The sequence below is a fragment of the Ruegeria sp. H4 genome, from assembly GCF_056533065.1.
The window spans coordinates 79944-105160 of the sequence record NZ_JBQFOC010000002.1 but is presented as its reverse complement, the minus strand read 5'-3'; the positions used below and the strand labels follow the sequence as shown (position 1 = coordinate 105160).

Here is a 25217-nt window from a genome sequence, read left to right as displayed (position 1 = left end):
AATCCCGTCTTGGAAGTCTCAGTTCTCGCGTGGTTAGCAATACAGGCGCGTAAGGGCAAGCAAACCTGTTTATTCGCCTTGTCCGTCCTGCAAGCCGGTTCCATCCCCGATGACCGCATTGATCCGGTCTATCGCAACATCGGTGATGTCCGATGCGTCCGAGCTGAGCAGCACACTTGAGCGTTCCAGAATGATCGAGCCGCCGCTTTCCCGCAGAATATCGATCAGAACCGGGCGCGCCAGTTCGTAAAACTGTTGCCGACTGTCTTCGCTGAGACGGGCCAAAGCGTCCAGTTTGGCCCGCTGACCTTCGCGGTGAGATTGCACTTTGATATCAAACGCTTCAGCCAAGGGGCGAAACTCTTCCGGCGTCAGTTCGCTACGCTTCTCAGTCAGAGTTTTTTCTTCAGTGCTCAGTTCAGCGACGATGCGTTCATTTTCCTCGCCCAGCAACGCGCCTTCCTGTTCAATCTCGCGTAGGACGCGCTGACCAAATTGGGATTCCGTAAACAAGCGATCACTAGAGATCGTTACGACTTCGCTTTGGGTCACACCCAACTGCTGTGCAAAACCGGGGATAGACCAAGCGCAGGCTAGAAAAACACACAGGGCCCGAAGGGGGCCCTGTAGGAGGTTGAAACCGTAATCAGCCATGAAAGATCAGAACCTGGCCTGAACGGTCAGATCAAAGCTGCGTTCTTTATCGAACTCTTCTTTCTTCAAAGCATGCGAGAAGTTGAATCGCAGCGGACCGAAGGGTGTTTCCCACAGGACGGACACGCCGATAACCTGACGGATCGATCCGTTTGCACCGACGATATCCGCGCCGGCGGTGTTGACGTTGCTGATATTGTAGAGATTGCCAATATCGTAGAACACACCCCCGCGCAGACCCAATTCTTCGGGCAAGCCCAATGGGAAGTCCGACTCGAAGCGCGCAACCCAGTAATAATTGCCACCAATGGCGTCATCCTGACCATTGGATAGATCACGGGGGCCAAGGCCGGCGGGTTCAAACCCACGGAAGACGCTGGGCCCCAACAAGAAACGGTCAACTGTGCGGCTAAAGTCGTCCCCTCTCCAGTGTAGTGCACCCATTTCAAGTGTGGCGCGCAAAACGACCTCTTCGCTTAGGATGCGCGTCTGCGCGATACCGCGTGCCGTCGTCTTAAAAAACTCATTGTCGCCACCCAGACCCGCCGCATCCACACCGACCTCGAACAAAACGCCTGCATTTGGGTTCAAACCACCGATGCGGCTATCATAGATATACGACACGCCAATCGAACTGCTGGTTCGTTTTCCCTGTGCGATTTCAGACGAAATAACAGCACCGTTGATCTCATCATCCTGCTGCGTCATCTCGCTGCGTTCCCAGCCATAGCGAAGGCGCAATGCGGACAGCTCCCCTATCGAGTAGGTCAACTGGGGATTAAAGAATAGGCGCTGGGTGTCGTAGCTCGCAAAACCGGAGTTGGTCCCCGAGAGGCCAAGCCCAAGATCAAAGCGTAATCTACGACCTAACAGGTAAGGTTCTGTAAAATTGATGGTGTACTGTTCGGATTCCTGCGCGGTCGAGATGGAAAAACCAAGATTCTGACCACGGCCAAGGAAATTGGATTCGTTCAATGCAACAGCAAGTCCGATACCGTCCGATACCGAGTAGCTACCGCCCAGCGAAAGCGAACCCGTGGGCTGTTCTTCAACATCCACGTCCAAAATAACCTGGCTTGGGCTTGACCCTTCGCGCGGCTCAACACTCGCTGTGGCAAAGAAACCCAAAGCGTTGATGCGCTCTGACGCCTGACGGATCGCTCGCGGATTGAACGGATCACCTTCGACAGTGTCAAACTGACGACGGATCACCTGATCCAGCGTTGTTGTGTTCCCTTCGATATCAATCCGTTCCACAAAGACGCGCGGGCCCTTGCTGAGTACGAATTCGATATCCAGTGTCAGGTCGCGATCATTCCGGGTGACACGCGGCTCGACCCGAAGAAAATCGACGCCCTGTTTCACGCCCAACCGTTCCTGCCGAGCGATCGAATTTTCGATCAGCGTAGGAGAATAAGTCACGCCGGGCTTGATCTTTAGCGCGTCCTGATAGGCTGCCGGGTCCACGCCAGGGATTTCACTTACCGTTGTGATTTTGCCGAATGAGAATTGCTGTCCCTCGGTTACATTCATCACCAGGAAGAACGCATCGCGTTCGCGCGTGAACTCTACATTGGCACTGTTTACACGGAAGTCGATATAGCCGCGCGATAGGTAGAAATCACGAATGACCTGCTTGTCGAATTCGATCCGGTCGCCGATGAATGTATCGCTGCGAAAGAACGTACGCAGGATGGTGGCCTGTTTCGTCTCCAACACGCGGCGCAAGCGGCGATCAGAATAGGCGCGATTGCCGACAAAGCTGACACGCTCGACCTCAATCGTGGTGCCTTCAGAGACTTCGAACACCAAATCAACCCGGTTTTCGCTACGGCGGATGATGCGCGGAATCACAGTCGCCGCCACACGCCCCTGCGCCGAGTAAACCTCGGCGATCAGATCGGAGTCGGCCTCGGCGGCCTGAGGCGTAAACACCCGACGGGGCTGCGATGAAATCACTTCGAGCAAGACGTCGTCTTTGACACGCCGATTCCCCTCGATACTGATCTGGTTGATTGTTGGGTATTCCTGAACCTCGATCACCAGGGTCGTGCCGCGTGGTGTCAATTCGACTGTTTCAAAAACACCACTGTCAAGCAAACGCTGATAGGCGTCGTTCAGCTGACCGCTTGTCACCGTCTGGCCCGGTTCGATCCCGGTTCTGGCGATGATCGTACCGGTCTCGATACGCCGGTTTCCATCTACGTCAAACGAATTGATCGTGAAACTTTGCGCGGTCGCAACGTTTGGCAGTGCCAGTAAACTTGCCGCAACAAAAAGGAAAAGAAACGTGAGCGTTTGCCACAAAATCTTGTTTGAAGACTTACGCCCCCCGCAGGATGTGCCCGCGCCTCGCCCGTCGGTCATTTTTATCTCAACCCAGAATTCTAAGACTTTAATGCTGAGTAACGGGTCTGGATGTGCTTGTCAAAAGGCCAAAATGCCCAACTGGCATTTGATTACCTTTGTCTTGCGCCGATACGCTGGGCCAGAATCAGAAACCGGCCAGATAAGCACCTAAACCAAGGGCCAAAGCGGTGACTGCAAAACTCAGCAACACATCCCAGTTCAGCATGAACAGGAAACTGAAGCTTTTATATGATTTGCGCAGTGCTTGTGTCATGGATCGCCCTCAATCTGGCGAAAATACTAACGTCAGATTGAGGCAAGAATGCGGCTTTGTTGTGCGCGAGACGTCACAATCAGCAGAACAAATCGTTTGTTACCGAAAACAGCATCAGGCTAAGAATCAGGGTAATTCCCACCGTCATCAAAATTCGCAGCGCTCGGTCACTGGGTGGCTTTCCAGCGACGGCTTCATAGGCATAAAAGACAAGGTGCCCGCCATCCAAAGCCGGAATTGGGAACAGGTTCAGCAAACCAACCGCGGTCGACAAAACCGCGATAAAGAAGATGAAGTTCTGCGCACCCTGACTGGCCATGGCACCCGAGGTTTCGGCAATACCAATCGGGCCAGAGATATTGCAGGTGCTGATCGCGCCAGTAATCATATGCCACATCCCCGACAGCGATCCGTCGATAATGCGGATGGTCTGCCTAACACCTCCGGTCAGCGAATCCCAGATGCCAGCGGGTTGGGTCGCAGGTTCCAGCATCATGCCGCCTACGATCCCGATACGCCAATGGGTGACAAAGCCGCCTTCGGATTGCGGTTCATCTGTGCGTCGCGGGGCCAGAGCAAATTCCAGATCAGCCCCATCGCGCCAGACGTTCAGCAGCAATACGCGTCCATCCGAACTTTCGACAAATTCCTTAAGCTGGTCGAAGGCAAAGATTGGCTGCCCATTAACGGCGGTGATTACATCCCCCTGTTCCAATTGGATATCCATCGCGGCACTGCGGGGTGCAACCTGACGGATCAGCGGCGGGAACAACCAAGGCGCTTCGACATCCAGCGTCTCACCATCGCGGATTACGGTATAGTCCAGAACAGGTTCAACAGGCAGCGATCCGGTGAATTCGCTCCAGTTGCTTTCCTCATCGAAATCAGGCGTGGTGATACCGGCAATCGCGACGATCTCATCGCCAACCTGAAGGCCTTGAACGGTTCCCGGCAAAGGTTGCAATTCACCCACTGTCAGAGGTTCGCGCGAGACGCCTTGCGACCAAAAGATCATCCCGAAGACGATGATCGACATGGCAAAGTTGAATACCGGACCCGCTGCAACGGTTGCAGCACGGGCCCAGAGCGGTGCGCCATGCATGGTACTGCGCAGCTCTTCCGGGCTTTGTTCGGCGATTTCTTCCATCGCCTCTTCGTCCTTACCCGAGGCCGCGTTGGAATCGCCCTTGAATTTGACGTAGCCCCCAAACGGCAGCAGCGCGATCTGCCATTTTGTGCCACGCTTGTCGAACCGGCTCCATAACACCGGGCCGAACCCTATGGAAAACACGTCTGCATGAATGCCGGACCAGCGACCAACGATATAATGCCCGTACTCGTGCACAGCCACGATGGCGGACAAAGCGATCACAAAGGCCACAATCGTCCAAAGCAAATTGCCGAATTGCGGGATCAGGGAAAGTACGTCCAATATTCTATCCTGCTCGTTTGTGCACGGCGTCATCTGCCCATTGCCGTGCCAGATGGTCCGTTTGCTGTACGTTATCAAGTGTCAAAGGGGCATCAATAAGACATTGTTCCGCATCAAATCTGTCCAGAACCATGGCGACACAATCTGCCATGTCCAGAAATCCGATCCGACGCGCGATGAAATGATCCAGCGCCCGCTCTTTAGCGGCGTTGAAAACCGCGCCCGACAATCCTCCGCGTTCCATGACATCCCACGCCAGCCGAAGCGCGGGGTAACGGGCCAGATCGGGCTTTTGAAAGTTCAGCTGGCCAATCGCCGCCAGGTCAAGCCGTTCGACCGGCAGGCCTTGCCTGTCCGGCCAGTGCAGCGCATAGCCAATCGCGTGGCGCATATCGGGCGCGCCCATATGGGCCATCACCGCGCCATCCCGGAACCCAACCAGCGCATGCACGATAGATTCGGGATGCACCAGAACTTCGATCCGCTGCGGGTCTAACCCAAAGAATTCTTTGGTCTCGATCACTTCAAGCGCCTTGTTGAACATCGAGGCGCTGTCGATGGTGATCCGCTGCCCCATATCCCAGTTCGGGTGGCTTGAGGCCTGTTCAACCGTCGCTTTGCCCAGATCTGAGACGGGCCAGTCCCGAAAGGCCCCGCCACTGGCCGTGATGATGATCCGCTCAACCGCGCTCATGTCCTCGCCCACAAGCGCTTGAAAAACCGCTGAATGCTCACTGTCCACCGGAAGCAGGCGCGCGCCATGCGTTTTGGCTGTGTCCAGCACCAAAGCCCCGGCACAAACAAGCGTTTCTTTGTTGGCCAGCGCCAGCGTCGCGCCTTGCTTCAGCGCCTCGATCCCTGGTGCCAGCCCGGCCGCGCCCACGATGGCCGACATGACCCAATCTGCAGGCCGCGTCGCTGCTTCGGTCAGGGCCTGCGCACCAGCGGCCGCTTCAACACCTGAGCCTTCCAGCGCATCACGCAGGTCGGGCAACCGATCCTCATAAGCCGTCACAGCGATATCTGCACGCAACTGACGGGCATCTGAAGCCAGCTGAGCGATATTGGCGCCCCCGGTCAGGGCGACCACGTCATAGTGATCCGGCGCACGGGCGATCAGATCAATTGTGTTCTGGCCGATCGAACCGGTCGCACCGAAAATCGAAACCTTGCGCATCACATCGCCCCGGGTGAATAGATCAAACCCGCTAAAAGCACGAACAGCGCCGCACCCATCATTCCATCAAACCGATCCAGAAACCCGCCATGACCGGGGATCAGATTCGAGCTGTCCTTGACCCCAAACCGGCGTTTGACCGCGCTTTCAGCAATGTCGCCAGCCTGGCTGGCCATCGAAGCCAGCACCGAAATCACCACAAACATCACGCCAAACCCGCCCTGGACGGCGAACAGGATGCCAACCAAGGCAGCAGCTGCCCAGCCCCCTGCTGTACCTGACCATGTTTTTTTGGGGCTGACCTTGGGCCAGAATTTCGGGCCACCCACGGCCTTGCCGACAAAATACCCCGCGACATCGGTTGCCACGACCAAGGCAATCAGCCAGATCATCGCGGTAAAACCCAACGTCTCTCGTATCGAAATAAAGCCCAGCCCTGCCCCGGCAATCCACAGCATAAAAACCGCGCACAACCCGCGGGAATGGTTAACCTGCCCGGCCGAAACCAAAGCAAGCGCGGCAACGATTGGCAGAGTATAAACCTGAGAAAATTCAAAACGCCAAAGCTCTGCGACGCCAAACACCACCGCGCAGGTCAGGATTCCCAATTGCACCGCGACGCTTGTGCGCTGCGGCTCGATCATCCGAACGAGTTCCCATGCCATCAGCCCACAGGCCACCGCGATGAAGGTTTCGAACCAGATACCGCCCAGCCAGACTTCAATCGCACCAATGGCGACAAGCACAATGGCAGACAGAACCCGCGTCGTCAGATCAGACCATCGGCCATCGCTCATGCGATAACTGCCCCGAAACGCCGCTCACGTGATCCAAAGTTGTTGCACAAGCGCTCCAGCTCGGCGGCGGTGAAATCAGGCCACAACGTGTCGATGAACTCGTATTCAGAATAGGCGGATTGCCACAGCAAGAAGTTCGAGATGCGCGCCTCACCACTGGTGCGGATCACCAGATCAGGATCCGGCAGAACCCGTGTATCCAGGTATTTGGGCAGCGTTTCTTCGTCCACATCATCGGGATGCAAGCGCCCTTCGGCCACATCACGGGCCAGTCGTTTGGTCGCACGCGCTACCTCATCCCGGCCGCCGTAGTTCAGCGCGACGGTCAGATGCACCAGATCGTTGTTTTTGGTTTCTTCTTCCAGAGAATCCATAAGATCGGTCAGCTTTGAATCCAAACGCACCCGATCCCCTATAAACCGCACGCGAATGCCATTTTCGGCCAGCGTCTTGGTTTCCTTGATGATATAGCGGCGAAACAAGCTCATCAGCCCTGCCACTTCGACCTGCGTACGTTTCCAGTTCTCGGTCGAAAAGGCAAAGACGGTCAGGTACTTGATGCCCAGCCCCGGACAGGCTTCAACCACCTCGCGCACCCGACGCGCACCCGCGTGATGACCGAACAACCGAGGCCGCCCACGTGCCTGCGCCCAGCGACCGTTACCATCCATGATGATCGCCACATGGCGCGGGCCAGACCCTGGCTCGGTTTGGGGATCTTTGGGCATAAGACCGGCTCAGACCTGCATGATTTCTGACTGTTTCGTCTCAAGTGCGGTATCGACAGCCTTGATCATCTCATCCGTCAGGTCCTGCACTTCGCTTTCCCAGAACTTCTGGTCATCCTCGGACATGCCATCCGATTTGGCCTTTTTGATCTGGTCCATCCCATCGCGGCGTACATTTCGGATCGAAACCCGCGCGCTTTCGGCATATTGCCCAGCAACCTTGCCCAGCTCGCGACGGCGTTCTTCGTTCAATTCAGGGATCGGCAGCATAATGATCGTGCCATTCAGCTGGGGATTGATCCCCAAACCACTTTCGCGGATCGCTTTTTCGACCTTGCCCACAAGGCCCTTGTCCCAGACATTCACCGTCACCATCCGCGGTTCCGGAACATTGACCGTGCCAACCTGATTGATCGGTGTCATCGCCCCATAAGCGTCGACCATTACCGGCTCCAGCATCGAAGCCGAGGCCCGACCGGTCCGCAAAGAGGCAAATTCGGTTCTGAGGTTGGACATCGCGCCATCCATGCGGCGCTTTAGATCATCGGTGTCCAGTTCGAAGTCGTCAGACATGCTGCTCACTCCCCGTCTTCAAGTCTGTTTGGATGGGTCTTACGCCATCACATATGGGATGTATAGCAATCATGGGCAGGAATTGCGGCAATGACCAGCAGAGTTTCGGTCCTTTTTGCCGGCTTTTGATCAGCAAGGGCAGGCAGATAACCTGACCCACCCTCGCTGCTGTATTACATTAGGCGTTCACGTCGACTACGACGCGCCCTTTGACCTGACCTTTCAGGATATCCGCCCCAAGTGTTGGCAGATCAGACAAGGTCGCGGGATGCACCATCGCCTCGAGCTTTTCCATCGGCAAGTCGGTCGCGATCCGCTGCCAGGCCCGAACGCGGTTTTCGTAGGGCTGCATCACACTGTCGATGCCCAACAGGTTCACGCCACGCAGCAGGAAGGGAATCACCGTCGTTGGCAGCGCCGCACCGCCTGCCAGACCCACAGCCGCAACCGAACATCCATACTTCATCTGCCCTAAGACACGCGCCAGCATGTCACCACCAACGGCGTCAATACACCCGGCCCAGGTTTCGCTTTCCAATGGGCGTTTGGTGGTCTCATTCAACTCGTCGCGTGGAACAATCGTCGTCGCACCCAAGGATTTCAGATAGTCCCCGGTCTCAGGTCGCCCGGTCACAGCCGCGACCTCATAGCCCAGATGCCCCAGGATCGCGGTCGCAACCGACCCAACACCCCCGGCGGCCCCGGTTACCAGCACAGGCCCATGGCCCGGTTGCAGCCCATGATCTTCCAGCGCCATAACCGCAAGCATTGCGGTAAAGCCTGCCGTCCCCACCGCCATCGCCTGCCGGGCATCCAAACCGTCTGGCAAGGGAACCAGCCAATCGGCCCGCGCATTGGCTTTTTGCGAATATCCGCCCCAATGCGCCTCTCCCACGCGCCAGCCGGTCAAAACGACCTTGTCGCCCGGCTTGTAGCGCGCATCCGACGAGGCCTCGACCGTCCCGGCATAGTCGATCCCCGGTACATGAGGGTAATTCCGGACCAGACCACCGCCTTTGGGAGACAGGCAAAGCCCGTCCTTGTAGTTCACCGTCGAGTACTCCACCGCAACGGTCACTTCACCATGCGGCAGATCCTCGGTTGAAAGCTGTTTAACCGACGCGCTCGCCAGCCCGCTTTCGTCATTCTTGTCCATAACCAACGCATTGAACATGTTTATAATCCTTTCGCTTTCTCTCGACCGGCCCATCACTTCACCTGGCCCAAAATATCCCGGGGGAGTCGCGCAGCGACGGGGGCAGAGCCCCATTCCCCCATGTCAGATCCAAAAATGACCCTGTACTGTTGCGTTCCGCATCCCGTCAGGCGTTTCCACTTCAAGCTTGGTTCCAGTGTCCCAATGGCTCAATCGCATCATCCCAATCGAAACATTGGTCGTGAAATCAGGCGACCAGGCGGAAGATGTCACCTGACCTACCTGTTTTCCCTCTGCATAAACCGGCCAAGGTTCAACGCAAGGCGGCACGGCATCACCCTCAATCGCAATCGGGCGAATTTGCTGCACCGGGCCTTCCTTGGCAACGCGCAACAAAGCATCCCTGCCCACGCAGCCAATGGCCGTGTGCGTGTTACAGAACTTACCCAACCCGCATTCATGCGGCGTATTGTCGTCCGTCATGTCATTGCCATATGACAGCAACCCGCCTTCGATCCGTTCGATCAAGTTCGGGCAGCCGGCGCGCACCTGCAAGTCTTCACCCGCGTTGAACAGCGCGTTCCACAGAGGCATCCCGATATCGCCGCCTTCGACATAAATCTCGAACCCGCCCTGTTTGGAATAGCCCGAGCGGGCGACGGCCAAATCGCGCCCCTCGAATTCGAACATATCGAATTTGAAGAACCGAATATCACGCACCCGGTCCCCGAACACCCGTGCCATCAGCTCGTCTGCCTTGGGCCCCTGAATGGCCAAAGGCGATACGTCGGGTTCATCCACCAGCACGTCCAGCCGATAGCCATTGGCCAAGCCTTTGACCCACAACAGCAAATCGCTGTCGGCAATGGATATCCACCAACGATCTTCAGACAGTTTCACCGCCACCGGATCGTTCAGCATACCGCCAGTCTCATCCACGATAGGCACATAGTAGCACTGCCCCGGCAGCATACCCCGCAGATCGCGCGGCGTCAGCATCTGCATCAATCGCGCAGCATCCGGCCCGCGCAGTTCCACTTGTCGCTCACACGAGACATCCCAGACTTGAACATGGGACTTGAGATGACGGTAGTCTGCCTCGACGCTTTCGAACACCGTCGGCAACAGCATACGGTTGTAAACCGTATAGCCTTTGACCCCTGCAGCCGTGACACCTTCCGAGAAGGGTGTGCGCCGCAGACGGCGAGACAATGATATTTGCGGCATTCAGCCCTCCGTTGGCATGAAACACAGATCGCTGACCGGCGCGCCAGAGCCGGTCTCGGTCAGCATTTTGTGTAACTGACCACGGTGATGCGTCTGATGGTTGAAAAAGTGCATGATGCATTGCGCATAAGGCAATGTGACTTCGGCCTCTTTTGACGCTGAATACCAGATAAATGGCCCTGATATGGGATCATTGCCCAGCGTCTCTGCCCAGTCTGAGATACGGGTGTCCATAGTGTTTCGCAGGCTCAGCCAGCTTTCCAGATCAGGGCACAGATACACGCTTTCATGTATGCCACCGCCGGGACGGTGAATATTGGCCTCTGGCCCGTCGCCCTTGTCGAAACGTGACATCCAGATCCAGTCGCCCCAGAGAAGATGGTTCGCGGTGCCCAAGATCGAGCCGAAAAACGCACCGCGTTCGCGGGTCAACTCTTCTTCGGTCAGCGCCTCAAGGAACTCTGACAACTGGTTGTTTTGCCAATGATTATACCGCGCCATTTCACGGGCATAGGCTCCGGTAATCATCACTTTGGTCCGTGCCAGTCGATCGGGCAAATCTCGGCGGATTTGCCACCGAAATCCCACACGCGACCATAGTCCCGAACCTTGGATTTGACTCCGCGTGCAACGATGATGTCCGGCCCCATCCAGTATTTCGAATTCGAGACCATCACCGGATGTTCGGGGTCTTTCCCGGCCAGCATTTCAATCTCACCCTGAATTTTACGGCCGATCACAATCCGGCGCTTGGTCCCATCGCGTTCGATCTGGACCGGAGCTCGCTCAGCACCGATAATCTCGCTCACCAGCATGGTAAACAGACCCGTGGTGCCACCTGCTTGACCGCTGAAGATCTGCAGCAACCCGTTATAGGCCTTGCCGCTGGCGCGTTCGTCAACATAGGCGGCAACCTTCCATTGCCCCTCGCCCATGCGACCGGGAATATCGACCAGAAGACCCACGTTCAGACCGCTGAGGTCTTCGCCCTCGTAATGCCCCTCGTCGATGATCACGCCCATCCACGCATGGCAATGGCCCTCGGTCGGGGGATGTGCGCCCAGTGAGACAACACAAGGACAAAACACATCGCAGGAACAGTTCAGGATCAGCTCGCCTTTGATGCCCCACTCCGTCGGGCTCATCTCGCGCCGCTTGGGATTGGGCATCCGACTGTCGATCCGCTGGCTGATTGGCAGCCTATCGGCATCAATCTTTCTGTTCTTAGCCATTCGCTTATCCTCCGTAGCTCAGGGGGAACGCCAGTAACAGCACACCACCTGCAATCAATAGAAACCCCATGGGCCGCGTCACGCGGTGCCCGATCTGGGGCAATTTCTCCAACACCATGAACACAGTCGCCAGACCCATCCAAAGCAAGCTCATGACGCCGCCCACAAAGCCGAGCGCCATGAAACCCCAGCAACATCCGACACAGAACGTGCCTAGGTCCAAGCCCATGCGCACTCCGCCGGTGAAGCCTGTTTTCCAATGTCCCAGAAAGTAAGTCATGGGTGCGTGGCACACCCCATGGCACACCTCTTTCACGCGCGAGAACTGGAATGTGCCAACAACAATCATTAGCCCACCGGCGACCCAGCCGGATTTGGCAATCCCCAGCATATCGACCACCCCGCCGAACAGCAAAACAAGTTGAACCCCGGTGATCAAAGCCGCAAATCCGACCCAGACGACCGCATATCCAGCCAGCACGCCCAGCCATCCGGCGCGCGTTCCATTGGCGCTGTATATCAGATCATCGTAGCTGCGCAGGGTTGGCACCAGGGTCGGCAGCATCATCGCTGCCATCATGATGGCCCACATCCAAAACAACGGCCCGAACTCGGCCATGGGCATATACATGTCCATCCGCGGGTCCATCGCCGCCATGGCTTGTCCCATCGGGCCGGGCCGACCGATCCAATCAAGATCCATGCTGCGGCTCATCGAGAGCATCATCCACCACGCCCACAGGATGGCTGCGTAAAAGCCCAGCCACATTCCAGTGCGTAGAACCGCGCGACTCATGCGCCCCTCCCGACTCAGTCCTTGCTTTTCAAATGTCAGACTTTTAAATGTCAGACAAATAAAATCTGACTTTCGGGCAAGTAATTATGAAAATCGATCCTCAGAAACCGGCTGATCTATCTGCCCAAATCGCGCAGGCCATACGGGACGCTATAATCTCAGGCCAATTGATCGTCGATGAACGCCTGCCGTCTGAGGCGGAACTTGCCGAGCAGTTTCAGGTGTCGCGCCCCACAGTGCGTGAGGCATTGAAACGATTGGCAGCACAATCGCTGATCCGCACCCAACGCGGGGCGACGGGCGGAGCCTTTGTCAATCGGCTCAGCTTTGAGGATGCTTATTCTCAGCAGATCACCACCTCGACTTTGCTATTGTCGATGAATGCGGTGCGGTTCGATACGGCGTGCGAGGCGCGATACGCGCTGGAACGCGCCTGTGCGCCTTTGTCGGCCAAACGTCGAACAGCGGATCAACTGGCCACGATGCGGGCCGAGATTTTTCGACAAGCCCAGCCCGGTCTGACAGACGAAGCGTTCTGCGCATCAGATGTGGCCTTTCACCGGGCGCTTGTAGATGGGGCCGACAATCCGGTTCTGTCTTATCAACTGGCCGGTGCGGTTGAGGCCATGCAGCCCCTGATGAACATGATCACTTTTACGGCCCGATCCCGCGAAGCGATCATCGCCTACCACACAAAAATCGCAGATGCGCTAGAAGCCAGCGACGCCAAAACTGTCGATTTCGCATTGGTTGAGTTGGAAACCTATACACGGCAACTGGCTCAGGATGTGGCCGAACGCAAGCGCAAGCCAGCCTGAACAAACAATACCTTTCCTTTGCAAACCAACAGATTATCTGTAGCGGACCGAATAATATCTGAGGCCGATATGATCACCACTCTGAACGTAATTGCCGCGTTGCTTACAATCGGCTTTGGACTCTTTGGGTTTCTGGCCCCGGCCTACACGGCCAACGCGTTGGATCTTGCACCCACGAACAGCACCATGGGGTTAAGCGAGATACGCGCCTCGGTCGGCGGGTTGTTTGTTGTTACCGGGATCGCGGTGATCTGGCTGAATGCGCCGATGGCCTATACCATGCTGGGCGTGGTCTATGCCGGGGCTGCATTGGGTCGGTTCGTGTCTCTTGTGCTGGACAACCCACCGTTTGTTAAAGCCGCGACGTTTGGTGGAATCGAGCTTGTGTTGGCGATCTGGCTGATCGCAGCGAACTTCAATAAAGCTACGTAACATACTGTTAAATAATGATCAGTGTTCATTTATTCGGGATTTGCAACCCGATGAAACCTCACCTATATAGGGTATGTCCTTCGGGACTATGGACATAAACGCGCTCGTAATAAGCGGATCGGACCCGGGGGCGGTACCCGGCGGCTCCACCAACCATCCTTCGTTTGAGGATTCTGGGGCCGAAATAGGATCGACGAACGTCTAAAGGGGTTAGCTTTGTCTCGGCTGTCTGCCACCGTTATCGGCGAAACTAGTACAATTGCAAACGACAATCGTGCTCCGGTTGCAGTTGCTGCGTAAGCAGTAGCAAGACCGAAACTTAAGCCCTTGCGCCTAGCCGCGTAAGGCGGGGTTCGCAGGTACCTGGCAACAGAAACCTGCATTTCCAATACGCCTTATGTCTGAGTTTAATTCTTTTTCTGCAAAGATTTAGAGTTTCTTCATCCCTTTTGCTCATGGTCGTCCCAAACAGATAGGAGAGCCGGGATGACTCACACTGATATCCTAAAAGCATGGTATGCTGAGGTTTGGGAACAGGGAAATACCGACGCGATCGATCAGTACTTCGCACCGGATACAATGGCAGAAGGATTGATCCCTGAAATGCAGGTCGGTGCGGATGACTTTCGCGACCTCGTTATGGCCTTTCGCCACATTCTTGGGGAAATCTCGGTTGAGATGCCCAAGATCATCGAAAACGGCAACTGGGTTTCGGCGATCTTGCACGTTAAAACCTTCCGCGCCGATAATGGTGCACCGCTGGAGGTGACAGGTCAGGTCATGGCGCGCTTCAAGGACGACAAGATGGTCGAAGCTTACAACCAGTTCGATTTTGTTTCGCTTTTCGAACAGCTTGGTCAGTTCCCACAGGATACTTTACCTGTCTGCATGACCGGCCAGCGGTTGGATTGGGCCTGATCCGAAGGCGGTACAATCTTGACCCTTTGGTTGCTTGCACGTTAGCAAGGGCCATGGGGTAAGATTGCGAACGCCCCGTGAGGCGCCAGCCCAAGTTTCGCATGTATCCGAGATTGCAAGGAAACATGCCATGGCATCGCCGAACTCAATTACCCCAAAGCAACTGTTGCGTCTGATCGGAACACCTCAGGCCCCGATGCTTATCGATATCTGCGTGGACGAAGATTTTGAGGCCGACCCGTTTCTGATCCCCGGATCGTGCCGACATCCGGCTTCCGATATTGACGGTCTGATAAAACGTGTTGGGAACCATCACTGCGTGATTATCTGCCAAAAGGGTAAGAAAATCAGCCAAGGTATCGTCTCGTGGCTGCGTAGCGAAGGTTGCAAGGCTGAGTATCTTGAAGGTGGCATGTACGCCTGGCGGGACTTGCCGGGAAATCTGCGTATTCCAGCGGCATCTTTGCCGCGCTCAATAGATCGACATACTGTCTGGGTGACGCGGCACCGACCAAAGATAGATCGTATCGCCTGCCCCTGGCTGATCTGGCGTTTTGTTGACCCGAAAGCTAAGTTCTTATTCGTCGCGCCCTCCGAAGTTGAAAGCGTCGCGGAAAAGTTCAACGCGACGCCATTTGATGTTGAAAACACAGAATGGAGCCATCAAGGCGACCGCTGCACGTTCGACACCATACTCGACAAGCTATACCTGCGATCGGATGCTCTCGACCGGCTTTCGACTGTGGTTCGGGCGGCTGATACTAATCGCCACGACCTCGCCCCTGAGGCTGCTGGCTTACTGGCGGTTTCGGTTGGTTTGTCCCGGCAATACCGCGACGATCACCAAAACCTTGAGGCGGGACTGCATCTCTATGATGCGCTGTACCGTTGGGCCCGTGACGGGTTTGATGAAACCCACGACTGGCCAACGGACCGGAAGTCATGACGCCAACACTCCGCGATATGATACGCGTATTCGGCAGGATCGGGCTGCTGTCCTTTGGTGGCCCAGCCGTTCAGATCTCGCTGATGCATCAGGAACTGGTCGAACGCCGCCCCTGGCTGGATGAACAAACCTATCTGCGCGCCTTATCGCTATGCATGTTGCTTCCGGGCCCCGAAGCCATGCAGCTTGCCACCTATGCCGGTTGGCGGTTGCGCGGGGTCATGGGTGGATTGATCGCTGGAACGCTGTTTGTACTGCCAGGAGCCCTTGTGATCGCGGTTCTTGTCGCGCTTTATGCGGCCTTTGGCGATCTGCCACTGGTTCAGGCAGGGTTTCTTGGGATCAAGGCCACCGTGATCGTTATCGTTCTGCAAGCCCTGCGAAACCTGTCGCGCAAGGCTTTGAATGACACCCGGCACCGCGTTCTCGCAGCCTTGGGTTTTCTGGGGATATTTCTGTTCAACATCCCGTTTCCACTAATTATTCTGGCAGCGGCCTGTTGGGGCTATGCCTCATTCAGAGGTTCTGCATCGCAAGAACAAGCACCTCCTGCCCCTACTCTTGCCAATCCCTTTCGCACTGCCGCGATCTGGCTGACGCTGTGGCTTGGGCCGCTGATTGCGCTGTCGCTGTCCGGGCAGCAATTGCTGAGCGATCTAGGTTGGTTCTTTGCTCGTCTGGCCGTTGTGACCTTTGGCGGGGCCTATGCTGTACTGGCCTATATGACTCAGACCGTCGTGGACCAGTACAACTGGATCAGCACGGGCCAAATGATCGATGCGCTGGGCCTTGCAGAAACCACCCCTGGACCCCTGATCCTGGTTACTCAGTTCGTGGCGATGCTGACGGGGCAAATTAGCGGTGGGCTTTCGTTGGCGCTCGCCGCAGGTGCGGTGGCGCTATGGGCAACGTTTGTGCCCTGTTTTCTTTGGATTTTCCTAGCCGCCCCCTATCTGGACCGGCTGGCTTCAAGACCACGGCTGGCCGCAGCGCTGCATGGAATCACAGCCTCGGTCGTAGGTGTGATTCTGAACCTGTCACTGTGGTTTGCCCTGAATGTCTTGTTCCATGACATATCCCAGTTTCAATGGGGCCCGCTTTCGCTTCCTGTTCCGGGATTCGGATCACTGGACTTCACCGCGCTGTTGCTCACATTTGTAGCTGGGGTGTTGATTCTTAGGGTAAAACTGGGGATGGCCACGGTGTTGACGCTGATGATGGGTGCAGGGATATGCCTGCATCTGTTCTGATCAATCCATCGATTCCCGCTCTTTCGTTTCCGGTTAAAACGCCTATGCTGGAGACGACCACTTTCGAGGATGACCCATGTCGCAAGACATTGACTATGGAAACCTGATGCACACCGCCATGCGCGGCCTTATCAAAACTGTTCTGACCGATGTGTCCGAAACCGGGCTGCCCGGTGCCCACCACTTTTTCATTACCTTTGACACCCGCGAACCGGGTGTGCAAATCGCGGAATGGCTGCATGAGCGCTATCCCGAAGAGATGACAATCGTGATGCAGCACTGGTTCGAAAACCTTGAGGTCGGGGATACCGGTTTTGCCATCACGCTAAATTTCGGTGACGCGCCCGAACCGCTGTATATCCCCTACGCGGCGATCAAGACATTCGTTGATCCTTCAGTTGAATTTGGCCTTCGCTTTGAAAGCCCCGAGGATGAATTGGACGAGGACGAACTTGTCGAAGAGACGATCGAGGTTGAAGACCCCGAAGAACATCACGACGCTGATGTGGTCTCGCTGGACAGCTTCCGCAAATAGTCTTCTAAACCCCGCCGCAACGCGGGGTTTATTGCTTTTTCAGGAAAGTTTCGACTGAGCGCGATTTTTTCCCATCGATAAAGCGTGAGAATGACAGGTTCAGCCCGCCATCAGCCAATGTCCGGTCATATTGCTGCAATTCGTACCCGCCGGATTCGTTGATAAACAGCGAAAACACGGTCAGAGTATCACCTTCGATCCGGCCCCAGACAAAGGGTTCACCCTGCATCGGGTCCAGTGGCACCTCATGCCCAAATACATTGCGTTTCATCGCAGCCGAGAACACATCGGGCCGCTCGGAGGTTTGGAAATCAATCGAGAATTTCTGCTCTTTCACCCGCCCATCGGCCTTGTAGGTGGTGGTTTTCCAGCTGACATTGAACCCGTTTTTAGTGTCGTGGATGGAAACGCTCATATCCCGGGGGGTTGATGTACCATCCGCATCCACCACATTCGCCGATCCGATATAATCCCCGACAAAGGGCTCGATATTGGCGGCGTGGGCAGCAATGTTCAGCAGCCCAAGCCACAGCGTTGCAACCAAAACCGCCGCCATGGATTTCAAGGGCACAAACCTTAGGGTACCGGGCATCTCGTCCTCCTCAACAGAAGCCTGTTTATTCTAGCTAAGCATGATCGCTGCACAATGCCACAATCCCTTGTTGCAAGAACAAAATGACGCAGCCCGGCGCTATACCTTTGGCAGCCTTAGGGCTAAGGTGCGCGCAACTGGCCGATTGCGCGATACGCTTAAGGCAGCTAAACGGCATACGACTGCATACCAGACGGAGTACCCGATGTCTCAGACCCGCACCGAAACCGACAGCTTTGGCCCGCTAGAGGTTCCTGCCGATAAATATTGGGGCGCGCAGACACAGCGCTCGATCATGAACTTCCCCATCGGGTGGGAGAAACAGCCCGTCGCCATCGTGCGTGCGCTGGGCGTGATCAAGAAAGCATGCGCGATTGAAAACAGGGCAACCGGCAAACTGGATGCCAGGATCGCCGATGCGATCATTCAGGCCGCAGGTGAGGTGATTGAAGGCAAGTTTGACGACAACTTCCCTCTGGTCGTCTGGCAGACCGGGTCTGGAACACAGTCGAACATGAACTCGAACGAGGTCATCGCCAACCGCGCGATCGAGATTTTGGGCGGCGTTATCGGCTCGAAAGACCCAGTGCACCCGAATGATCACTGCAACATGGGCCAGTCGTCGAACGACACCTTCCCGACCGCCATGCATATCGCCGCTGCCATGAGCGTACGCGATGTGCTGCTGCCGGGCCTTGAGAAGCTGGCTTCGGGCCTTGAACAAAAGGCCTCGGAATTCAAAGACATCATCAAGATCGGACGGACGCATACGCAAGACGCGACGCCTTTGACGCTGGGTCAGGAATTCGGCGGTTACGCACACCAAATCCGCCAAGGGATCGCCCGCGTACATGCCGCGATGCCGGGGATCTACGAGCTGGCGCAAGGTGGTACGGCGGTTGGCACCGGCCTGAACACGCAAAACGGCTGGGGCGAAGCCGTTGCCGGCCACATGGCCGAGATCACCAGCCTGCCCTTTGTGACAGCGCCCAACAAGTTCGAGGCGCTGGCCGCCCATGACGCCATGGTCTTCCTGTCTGGCGCTTTGGCGACGATTGCGGGCAGCTGCTACAAGATCGCCAATGACATCCGCTTCCTCGGCTCTGGCCCCCGGTCCGGTCTGGGTGAGTTGATCCTGCCCGAGAATGAGCCCGGCTCGTCGATCATGCCCGGTAAGGTGAACCCAACGCAGGCCGAGGCACTGACACAGGTCGCGGCCCACGTGATGGGCAACAATGCCGCGATGACCTTTGCCGGATCTCAGGGGCATTTCGAGCTGAACGTCTACAACCCGATGATGTCCTATAACCTGCTGCAGTCGATCCAACTGCTGGGTGATGCCGCCGACAGCTTTACTGAGCGTATGCTGCTGGGCATCAAGGCCAACGAGCCGCGCATCGACAAGCTGATGAAGGAATCGCTGATGCTGGTGACAGCATTGGCCCCGACCATCGGCTATGACAACGCCACCACGGTCGCCAAAACTGCGCATAAGAACGGCACCACCCTTAAGGAAGAAGCCATCGCGCTGGGCTTTGTGGATGAGGCGACCTTTGACGCCGTTGTTCGGCCAGAACAGATGATCGGCCCGAAAGATTGATGGGCAAGCCGGTTAATCTGAACCGGTACCGAAAGGAAAAAGCGCGGGCCAAGGAAAAGGCCCGCGCAGATCAGAACGCTGTCGCCTTTGGGCGCACCAAAGTTGAAAAAGTGGTCGTAAAACTGCAGCAGGACAAGCAGAAACGCGATCTCGACAATCACGAGCTGGATGAATGAGCGGTCGGCCTGTCAAACGCTCTCTGACCCTCAAAGGACATCGCACATCGGTGTCTTTAGAGGATGAATTCTGGCGGGCTTTTCGCGATATCGCGCTTGAAAAAGATCAACCCATCAACTCTTTAGCCGCCGAGATTGATGTCGAGCGTGACCCGGAAACGGGCCTTGCCTCGGCCATCCGTGTTTTCATTCTAAACTGGTATCGCAACAAGCTTTGACCCTTGTCAGCCGCGCCATGATAGGTGTAGCGTCAAATGAGAACAAAAAGGGTACATTCATGAGCGACACATTTATCGGGCCGGATGCTCAACCCAGATGTGCCTGGGCCAAGGCCGCGCCGGAATTTCTGGATTATCACGACAATGAGTGGGGCTATCCAGTGGCCGATGACCAGCGGTTGTTCGAAAAAATCTGCCTCGAGAGCTTTCAGTCCGGTCTCAGTTGGCTGACGATCCTGCGCAAGCGTGAGAACTTTCGCGCGGCTTTTTGTGATTTTAATTTCAACAAGATGGCCGCGTTTTCTGATGCAGATGTCGAGCGCCTGTTACAGGACACTGGCATCATCCGTCATCGTGGCAAAATCAAAGCTGTGATCAACAACGCCCGCCGCGCGCAGGACCTAGCGGCCTCTGAAGGCTCCTTTGCGGCCTATGTCTGGCGGTTCGAGCCAGAAACCCCTCCGCCGCCGCAAACCGCGTCAACCTCAGCAGAATCCATCGCCATGTCCAAAGATCTTAAAAAACGCGGGTGGAAGTTCGTGGGGCCCACCACCGTCTTTGCCTTTATGCAAGCGATGGGGCTAATCAACGATCACGCAGAAGGTTGTGCCTTTCGGGAAAAAGCGGCGCAGATGCGCCGCGATTTTGTCAAACCCGTCTGAGACTTAGCAGGAAGCTTTGAAAATCTTGTCGATATTCCCACCCAGGGCTGCGTTGAACTCCGCATCAGACTGTTGCTTAGACAGCCCTTCTGTCAGCGCGCGCGAGAAGGATGCGATCATTTTACTGTTCTGATCCAGCAGATCACAAGCTTGTTCGGTCGAATAGCCGCCAGACAGCGCTACAACACGTACAACACGCGGGTGATCCGCGACCGAGTCATAAAGACCCGCAGCACTCGGGATCGTCAGTTTCAGCATCACATCCTGCCCGTCGGACAGCTGGTCGAGGTTCTTGACGATCTCAGCTTTCAGGATGTCTTCGGCCTCGGCCTTGGTTTCGGAATGGATGTTCACCTCGGGCTCGATAATGGGAACCATCCCGGCGGCCAGAACTTCGCGTGCAACGTCGAATTGCTGCGCAACCACGGCAGCGATACCTTCGGCATTTGCTTCGTGGATGACCGAGCGTTCCTTGGTGCCGAACACACCATCGGCCTTACCCAGAGTTTCAGCCAGACCGGGGATCGGTTTCATCAACTGAACACCGTTTGCCTGATCCTCCAGGCCTTTGTCGATTTTCAGAAACGGCACAATGCCTTTGACCGACCACAGGTAGTCAGCCACTTTGCGGCCTTGGATGTCTTCACCGAGCGTGCGTTCGAACAGGATCGCGCCGATCACTTTATCCTTGGTGAAATCATCGGCCAGAATGATCCGCGCGCGCATCTTCTGGATCTCGCCGAACATTTCGGCGTCCGATCCATAGTCCGAGGCTTCCACGCCATAAAGCGCCAGCGCCTTTGGTGTTGATCCGCCGCTTTGATCCAGTGCTGCGATAAACCCTGCGCCTGTGGACATCTGCGCGCGCTGTTCTGCTTTGGACATAATGCTTTCCCGTAAAAACTGATTCCGTTGTCCTTCGAATACAGTACGGCGTGAGGGGATGGTAGTTTGTTAGCGCTCAACCATGCGCAACCAGATGCCATCCTTTGATCTGACAGTCAGATGTGCGACGGGAACAGGTGTTTTGCCCGGGATTGTTTCGAATTTGTAGGCACGTAGCAGCATAGACAGGATCAACGGCCCTTCAACCATTGCAAACCCAGCACCTGTACAAACGCGGGGGCCGGCTGAGAACGGAATATAAGCCTCTCGCTGACAGGTCTTGCCATTCTCTGTGCTCCAGCGGGCGGGGTCGAACGCATCCGGATTGTCCCATAGCCTCTCCTGCCGGTGCAGGTGCCAGGGGCTTATGACGATTTGTGAGCCTTTGCGGATTTCGCGACCCCGGAACTGTTCAGGACAGCTGGCCTGCCGCACCATCATCGGAACAGGCGGATATAGGCGCAGTGCCTCGCGGAAGACATCCCTGCTGACCTTGAGGCGTGACATGGCCGCGAATGTGCGGTCGTCCAACGCCTCTGCCTCGGATGCAACCTTGTCCTGCCACTCGGGATAAAGCGCCATCAGGTACAGCGTCCACGCCAGGGCGGAGGCACTGGTTTCATGCCCTGCCAGAAAGAAGATCGCCACCTGATCGACCATCTCATCCGTGCTGAACCGCTTGCCTGTATGGGGATCAGCCGTGGTCATGATCTTCGTGGCCAGATCATCTGGTGCCCGGCACTGTTCGATCGCGTTCGCCCGTTCTGCTGTCAGCCGACCAATCAGAGAGCGAATATCCTGTGCACTTTGGCGGGTGTTCCTGGAATGAAACCGGGGCAACCAGTGTGGGAGAGGCACAAAAGCGGCCAGGTTCAACAAAGGCTGCGCGCGCTGATAGACGCGGAATTTCTGAAAGACCTCAGTGGCGATTTCATTGTCGATTGGTACAGAAAACAACGTGCGAAAAATCACATCGGCTGCGGCGTGGCTGGTGATTTCTTCACATTCGATCTGCTGGCCTGTTTTGTCGCGCAGTCTTGCTACGCAGGCCTCGGCAGCCTCACGCATGGCCGGAAAGGTATCTTTCAGACGACCGCCCTCGAAGGCCGGATCAATGATGCGCCGCTGCCGTTTCCAGGTCTCGCCATTGGTCAGGAATACTGAGTTACCCAACAACGGCCGCAGCCCCTCGCTGATCCGACTGGATTTTGGAAAATCATCCGGTCTTTTCTTAAGGACCGTATCAATCAGATCAGGCTGGTTGATCATGTAAGATCGGAAGAACGGCGTGCGAAACTCAGCCATCCAGGCGCGATAAAGGCGCTGAGGCTGCGCCGAGAGCAAATCCCGCCGAAACAGTTTCAGATAACGCCATAATGAAACACCATCCGGGCGGGATTTTGGCTTGGGCGGCGTCATGGGCTAACGTTTCTGTATTTGGAAACCGGGGTTTCGATACGCGTTTTAGACGGCTGCCGCCCCGCAAATCGCGCACCCAGCGTCTGTGGCCCAGCGGTGATGCGGAAATAGTCATAGGTGCCAGGTTGATCAAAGGCACAGAGATATTGGAAATGCAGCCGGAAGAATTTCCAGCGCAATGCCTGCCAACGCTCAGGCGACAATGTCTGCGTGAAAGCCGCAGACAGGACCAAGGGCCAGATCTTGTCCGGCCCGGCCACACCGGAAACCGCAACCGGATCGCATAACGCAAAGGAGCATCCATCGCCAGGGGCCGAGACATCTACCCAGGTCAGATTTTCTTGAGTTGACAGAAATTGCAGATCGCCCCGCAGTTTCCTGGCATCTGGCAGGAATGACACCATCGGGACCACCTGCCCCAGGCTCAGGAATGAAAGCGCCGGACCTTCCGACGCGTGGCCATTGCCACGGATGACATCGGCCAACACCGAAACGCCCAAATGCGCCCCGGAACTGTGGCCAACCACAAGAACCTCATCCACATTGTCTTGCAAGGATGCGCTGATCAGCGCGGCGAACTGATCCAGACGATCCTGCAGTTCCGCTGGCGTTTCCCCATTCAATCGCGCGGAATAGGCATAGTCATGCATCAGGTAGTAAGCAAACAAGCGGTTGTCGATCTGGCGGAACCAGTGCAGCAGCGCATAGGCCAAGGCGAGCGCAGGCAACAGCGCCCAAACGCCAATCCAAATCCCCAGTACTGCCGTTACTCCGGCCACAACGCCCAATGCGGCAAGCAGTTGTAACAGCAGCATCCCGACAGGATAAAGCGCTGCAATCACCGGTCCTTTTCTCAGCTTGCGAAGACGTTGCAGCGTTCCGGTTGAGACATAAATCCAGGCCGTGCGGGCAAGCTGCAGGTAGGTCCCCAGGATCGACCCGGACATGCTGTCGCGCACGATGTCAGACCAGACCAGAACCTCGATATCCGTTTGCACCTCAACCCCGTCCTGAGTTGAGTTGACATGCCAGCCAAACGGCCCCTCGCCTGATTTCGGCGCAATCGCGATATCATATCCTGAAATCGCAGCCTGTTGGTGGGATTCGGACCGATACAGCTCACGATAGCGCCGGGCAGGAATCGGGTCGTAGCCCGGGATATAGAACACCCGCCGTCTGCGCACCTGTGGCTGTTTTGTCTGACTGCTCATGGCCTTACCTTCTGCTGCGCAGGTTAACGCAGCATTGCGGCCAAGGTAAGATGGATCAGCCGAGTACCGCTAGCGCCGGGAAAGTTTCCAGCAGCCACCAGCTGAATTCGGTGAACAGACCGGTGATCAGCATGATGCCAACAAACAGCAACAGCCCGCCCATCACCTTTTCAATCGTACCCATGTAGGGCTTGATCCGATTCATCACATGCATCGAGCGGTTCAGGAACATCGCTGCCAGCAGAAACGGTATGCCCAAACCTGCCGCATATACGCCCAACAGAAGCGTGCCGCGCGCGACCGAAGCCTCGGACGCGGCAAGTGACAGGATCGCCCCAAGCTGCGGGCCGATGCAGGGTGTCCACCCGAAGGCAAAGGCGAGACCCAGAATGTAGGCTCCAAATACGGACCCTCCGGAATCACCAGTTTCAACCCGCGCCTCACGATCCAAGAGCGGGATACGGAACACGTTCAGAAAATGCAGGCCAAAGATGATCACCACCGCGCCGGAAGCTTTGGCAAAAAGCTCTTGATTCTTCAGAACAAACGCCCCAAAGGCCGATGCAGTGAACCCCAGCAGCAAGAAGACGGTTGACAGACCCAGCACAAAAAACAGCGCAGACAGCGTCGCCTTGCGTCGGGCACGCGCCTCATCCTGCATCTCGTTGATGGTCACACCGCTCATATAGGCCAGGTAGGGTGGCACAATCGGCAAAACGCAGGGTGACAGAAAGCTAATCAACCCGCCGATCATGGCGATGAACATGGCAGGCAGAAGTCCCGCGTCGATGATATCTATTCCGAACATAGACCTGCACATATGGCATGAAAGCGGCTTCGTCACGGGGCCAATCAGTCACAACCTCGTGGTTGCACGCTGGACACCATGGCAAAGTGGAAATATCTGACCCTTATGTCAAATCCAACTGAGACCCTTGATGCGCTTGGGCTGCTTTGCCCCCTGCCTGTGCTGAAGGCGCGCAAACGGCTGAAATCCATGCCCGGCGGCGCGGTGCTGCGCGTATTGGCTGATGACCCCGCCGCAATCGTAGATGTACCGCATTTCTGCACTGAGTCTGGCCACAAACTCGTTTCGCAAGGCGAAGAGAACGGGCATCAGGTCTATCTGATCCAGAAACAAGGCTGATCGAGGCCCGAAG

At 56.2% G+C, this 25217-nt stretch carries 29 protein-coding genes and 1 other RNA gene; 12 read left to right on the top strand and 18 right to left on the bottom strand.

The genetic code is table 11. The annotated features are described in order from the left end of the window. Nucleotides 1-69: 69 nt before the first annotated feature. The 13 genes from ACR0KG_RS11925 to ACR0KG_RS11865 form a co-directional block, all read right to left on the bottom strand. The gene (locus ACR0KG_RS11925) at nucleotides 70-552 is read right to left on the bottom strand and encodes an OmpH/Skp family outer membrane protein (protein WP_480541560.1); all 483 of its coding nucleotides are present in this window, start codon (nucleotides 550-552) and stop codon (nucleotides 70-72) included. A 108-nt stretch (nucleotides 553-660) separates the two neighbouring features. Further along, on the bottom strand, nucleotides 661-3021 hold the full coding sequence (bamA, locus tag ACR0KG_RS11920) for an outer membrane protein assembly factor BamA (protein ID WP_480549290.1): 2361 nt from the start codon (nucleotides 3019-3021) through the stop codon (nucleotides 661-663). Nucleotides 3022-3148: 127 nt separating this feature from the next. Next, on the bottom strand, nucleotides 3149-3277 hold the full coding sequence (locus tag ACR0KG_RS11915) for a hypothetical protein (RefSeq protein ID WP_480541564.1): 129 nt from the start codon (nucleotides 3275-3277) through the stop codon (nucleotides 3149-3151). A 79-nt stretch (nucleotides 3278-3356) separates the two neighbouring features. After that, nucleotides 3357-4709, bottom strand: a complete 1353-nt coding sequence (gene rseP / locus ACR0KG_RS11910; protein WP_480541566.1) for an RIP metalloprotease RseP — start codon at nucleotides 4707-4709, stop codon at nucleotides 3357-3359. 4 nt (nucleotides 4710-4713) lie between these two features. After that, entirely contained in the window at nucleotides 4714-5886 is a 1173-nt protein-coding gene (gene dxr / locus ACR0KG_RS11905; protein WP_480549292.1) for a 1-deoxy-D-xylulose-5-phosphate reductoisomerase, read from the bottom strand. Next, a complete protein-coding gene (locus tag ACR0KG_RS11900) occupies nucleotides 5886-6683 on the bottom strand; it encodes a phosphatidate cytidylyltransferase (RefSeq protein ID WP_480549294.1) in 798 nt (265 codons plus the stop codon). Before ACR0KG_RS11900 ends, dxr begins: the two co-directional genes overlap by 1 nt. Continuing rightward, on the bottom strand, nucleotides 6680-7411 hold the full coding sequence (locus ACR0KG_RS11895; RefSeq protein WP_480549296.1) for an isoprenyl transferase: 732 nt from the start codon (nucleotides 7409-7411) through the stop codon (nucleotides 6680-6682). The genes ACR0KG_RS11900 and ACR0KG_RS11895 overlap by 4 nt, the downstream gene beginning before the upstream one ends. A gap of 9 nt (nucleotides 7412-7420) precedes the next feature. After that, nucleotides 7421-7984 carry a ribosome recycling factor gene (gene frr, locus ACR0KG_RS11890; RefSeq protein ID WP_170536861.1) on the bottom strand — a complete coding sequence of 188 codons (564 nt, stop codon included), beginning with the start codon at nucleotides 7982-7984 and terminating at the stop codon, nucleotides 7421-7423. 178 nt (nucleotides 7985-8162) lie between these two features. Further along, nucleotides 8163-9158 (bottom strand): acryloyl-CoA reductase, encoded by a 996-nt coding sequence (acuI, locus tag ACR0KG_RS11885; protein WP_480827401.1) that lies wholly within the window; start codon nucleotides 9156-9158, stop codon nucleotides 8163-8165. 105 nt (nucleotides 9159-9263) lie between these two features. Then, nucleotides 9264-10367, bottom strand: coding sequence for a dimethylsulfoniopropionate demethylase (locus ACR0KG_RS11880; RefSeq protein WP_480541572.1), 1104 nt, complete (start codon nucleotides 10365-10367; stop codon nucleotides 9264-9266). Then, nucleotides 10368-10895: a DinB family protein gene (locus ACR0KG_RS11875; RefSeq protein WP_480549302.1), complete on the bottom strand. Its 528-nt coding sequence runs from the start codon at nucleotides 10893-10895 to the stop codon at nucleotides 10368-10370. Beyond that, on the bottom strand, nucleotides 10895-11599 hold the full coding sequence (locus ACR0KG_RS11870) for a DUF1326 domain-containing protein (RefSeq protein ID WP_480827400.1): 705 nt from the start codon (nucleotides 11597-11599) through the stop codon (nucleotides 10895-10897). The genes ACR0KG_RS11875 and ACR0KG_RS11870 overlap by 1 nt, the downstream gene beginning before the upstream one ends. Nucleotides 11600-11603: 4 nt before the next feature. Beyond that, a complete protein-coding gene (locus ACR0KG_RS11865; protein WP_480827399.1) occupies nucleotides 11604-12395 on the bottom strand; it encodes a DUF2182 domain-containing protein in 792 nt (263 codons plus the stop codon). Between the two features lie 86 nt (nucleotides 12396-12481). Between ACR0KG_RS11865 and ACR0KG_RS11860 the strand changes: the two genes are divergently transcribed. The 7 genes from ACR0KG_RS11860 (at nucleotide 12482) to ACR0KG_RS11830 (ending at nucleotide 17294) form a co-directional block, all read left to right on the top strand. Further along, nucleotides 12482-13213, top strand: a complete 732-nt coding sequence (locus tag ACR0KG_RS11860) for a FadR/GntR family transcriptional regulator (protein ID WP_480827398.1) — start codon at nucleotides 12482-12484, stop codon at nucleotides 13211-13213. A gap of 69 nt (nucleotides 13214-13282) precedes the next feature. After that, nucleotides 13283-13645, top strand: a complete 363-nt coding sequence (locus ACR0KG_RS11855; RefSeq protein ID WP_480827397.1) for a DUF4345 family protein — start codon at nucleotides 13283-13285, stop codon at nucleotides 13643-13645. A gap of 36 nt (nucleotides 13646-13681) precedes the next feature. Then, nucleotides 13682-14029: a transfer-messenger RNA gene (gene ssrA / locus ACR0KG_RS11850) on the top strand. 102 nt (nucleotides 14030-14131) lie between these two features. Continuing rightward, nucleotides 14132-14563 carry an ester cyclase gene (locus ACR0KG_RS11845; RefSeq protein WP_480541584.1) on the top strand — a complete coding sequence of 144 codons (432 nt, stop codon included), beginning with the start codon at nucleotides 14132-14134 and terminating at the stop codon, nucleotides 14561-14563. A gap of 130 nt (nucleotides 14564-14693) precedes the next feature. Continuing rightward, on the top strand, nucleotides 14694-15509 hold the full coding sequence (locus ACR0KG_RS11840) for a chromate resistance protein ChrB domain-containing protein (RefSeq protein ID WP_480827396.1): 816 nt from the start codon (nucleotides 14694-14696) through the stop codon (nucleotides 15507-15509). Then, complete coding sequence (chrA, locus tag ACR0KG_RS11835; RefSeq protein WP_480827395.1) at nucleotides 15506-16759, top strand: chromate efflux transporter; 1254 nt, start codon at nucleotides 15506-15508, stop codon at nucleotides 16757-16759. The genes ACR0KG_RS11840 and chrA overlap by 4 nt, the downstream gene beginning before the upstream one ends. A 76-nt stretch (nucleotides 16760-16835) precedes the next feature. Continuing rightward, on the top strand, nucleotides 16836-17294 hold the full coding sequence (locus ACR0KG_RS11830) for an SspB family protein (protein WP_480549315.1): 459 nt from the start codon (nucleotides 16836-16838) through the stop codon (nucleotides 17292-17294). Between the two features lie 28 nt (nucleotides 17295-17322). On the opposite strand, the gene ACR0KG_RS11825 is transcribed toward ACR0KG_RS11830, so the two are convergent. Further along, a complete protein-coding gene (locus tag ACR0KG_RS11825) occupies nucleotides 17323-17886 on the bottom strand; it encodes a hypothetical protein (protein ID WP_480549317.1) in 564 nt (187 codons plus the stop codon). 205 nt (nucleotides 17887-18091) lie between these two features. Here ACR0KG_RS11825 and fumC point away from each other — a divergent pair, with 205 nt between their 5' ends. The 4 genes from fumC to ACR0KG_RS11805 are packed head-to-tail and all read left to right on the top strand — an operon-like array spanning nucleotide 18092 to nucleotide 20542. Further along, nucleotides 18092-19486: a class II fumarate hydratase gene (fumC, locus tag ACR0KG_RS11820; RefSeq protein ID WP_480827394.1), complete on the top strand. Its 1395-nt coding sequence runs from the start codon at nucleotides 18092-18094 to the stop codon at nucleotides 19484-19486. Beyond that, nucleotides 19486-19662: a DUF4169 family protein gene (locus ACR0KG_RS11815; protein WP_480549321.1), complete on the top strand. Its 177-nt coding sequence runs from the start codon at nucleotides 19486-19488 to the stop codon at nucleotides 19660-19662. The genes fumC and ACR0KG_RS11815 overlap by 1 nt, the downstream gene beginning before the upstream one ends. Next, a complete protein-coding gene (locus ACR0KG_RS11810) occupies nucleotides 19659-19880 on the top strand; it encodes a ribbon-helix-helix domain-containing protein (RefSeq protein ID WP_480549323.1) in 222 nt (73 codons plus the stop codon). Before ACR0KG_RS11815 ends, ACR0KG_RS11810 begins: the two co-directional genes overlap by 4 nt. A 59-nt stretch (nucleotides 19881-19939) precedes the next feature. Next, complete coding sequence (locus tag ACR0KG_RS11805; protein WP_480549325.1) at nucleotides 19940-20542, top strand: DNA-3-methyladenine glycosylase I; 603 nt, start codon at nucleotides 19940-19942, stop codon at nucleotides 20540-20542. Between the two features lie 3 nt (nucleotides 20543-20545). On the opposite strand, the gene ACR0KG_RS11800 is transcribed toward ACR0KG_RS11805, so the two are convergent. The 4 genes from ACR0KG_RS11800 to ACR0KG_RS11785 all read right to left on the bottom strand — a co-directional run bounded on the left by ACR0KG_RS11800 (nucleotide 20546) and on the right by ACR0KG_RS11785 (nucleotide 24865). Next, nucleotides 20546-21427 carry a fructose bisphosphate aldolase gene (locus tag ACR0KG_RS11800; protein WP_480549327.1) on the bottom strand — a complete coding sequence of 294 codons (882 nt, stop codon included), beginning with the start codon at nucleotides 21425-21427 and terminating at the stop codon, nucleotides 20546-20548. A 69-nt stretch (nucleotides 21428-21496) separates the two neighbouring features. Further along, nucleotides 21497-22846: a cytochrome P450 gene (locus ACR0KG_RS11795; protein WP_480827393.1), complete on the bottom strand. Its 1350-nt coding sequence runs from the start codon at nucleotides 22844-22846 to the stop codon at nucleotides 21497-21499. Then, on the bottom strand, nucleotides 22843-24057 hold the full coding sequence (locus ACR0KG_RS11790; RefSeq protein WP_480827392.1) for a hypothetical protein: 1215 nt from the start codon (nucleotides 24055-24057) through the stop codon (nucleotides 22843-22845). Before ACR0KG_RS11790 ends, ACR0KG_RS11795 begins: the two co-directional genes overlap by 4 nt. Before the next feature lie 55 nt (nucleotides 24058-24112). Then, nucleotides 24113-24865 carry a cytochrome c biogenesis CcdA family protein gene (locus tag ACR0KG_RS11785; RefSeq protein WP_480549331.1) on the bottom strand — a complete coding sequence of 251 codons (753 nt, stop codon included), beginning with the start codon at nucleotides 24863-24865 and terminating at the stop codon, nucleotides 24113-24115. A gap of 105 nt (nucleotides 24866-24970) precedes the next feature. On the opposite strand from ACR0KG_RS11785, the gene ACR0KG_RS11780 reads away from it, so the two are divergent. Next, nucleotides 24971-25204, top strand: a complete 234-nt coding sequence (locus ACR0KG_RS11780) for a sulfurtransferase TusA family protein (protein WP_480498428.1) — start codon at nucleotides 24971-24973, stop codon at nucleotides 25202-25204. Nucleotides 25205-25217: the final 13 nt, after the last annotated feature.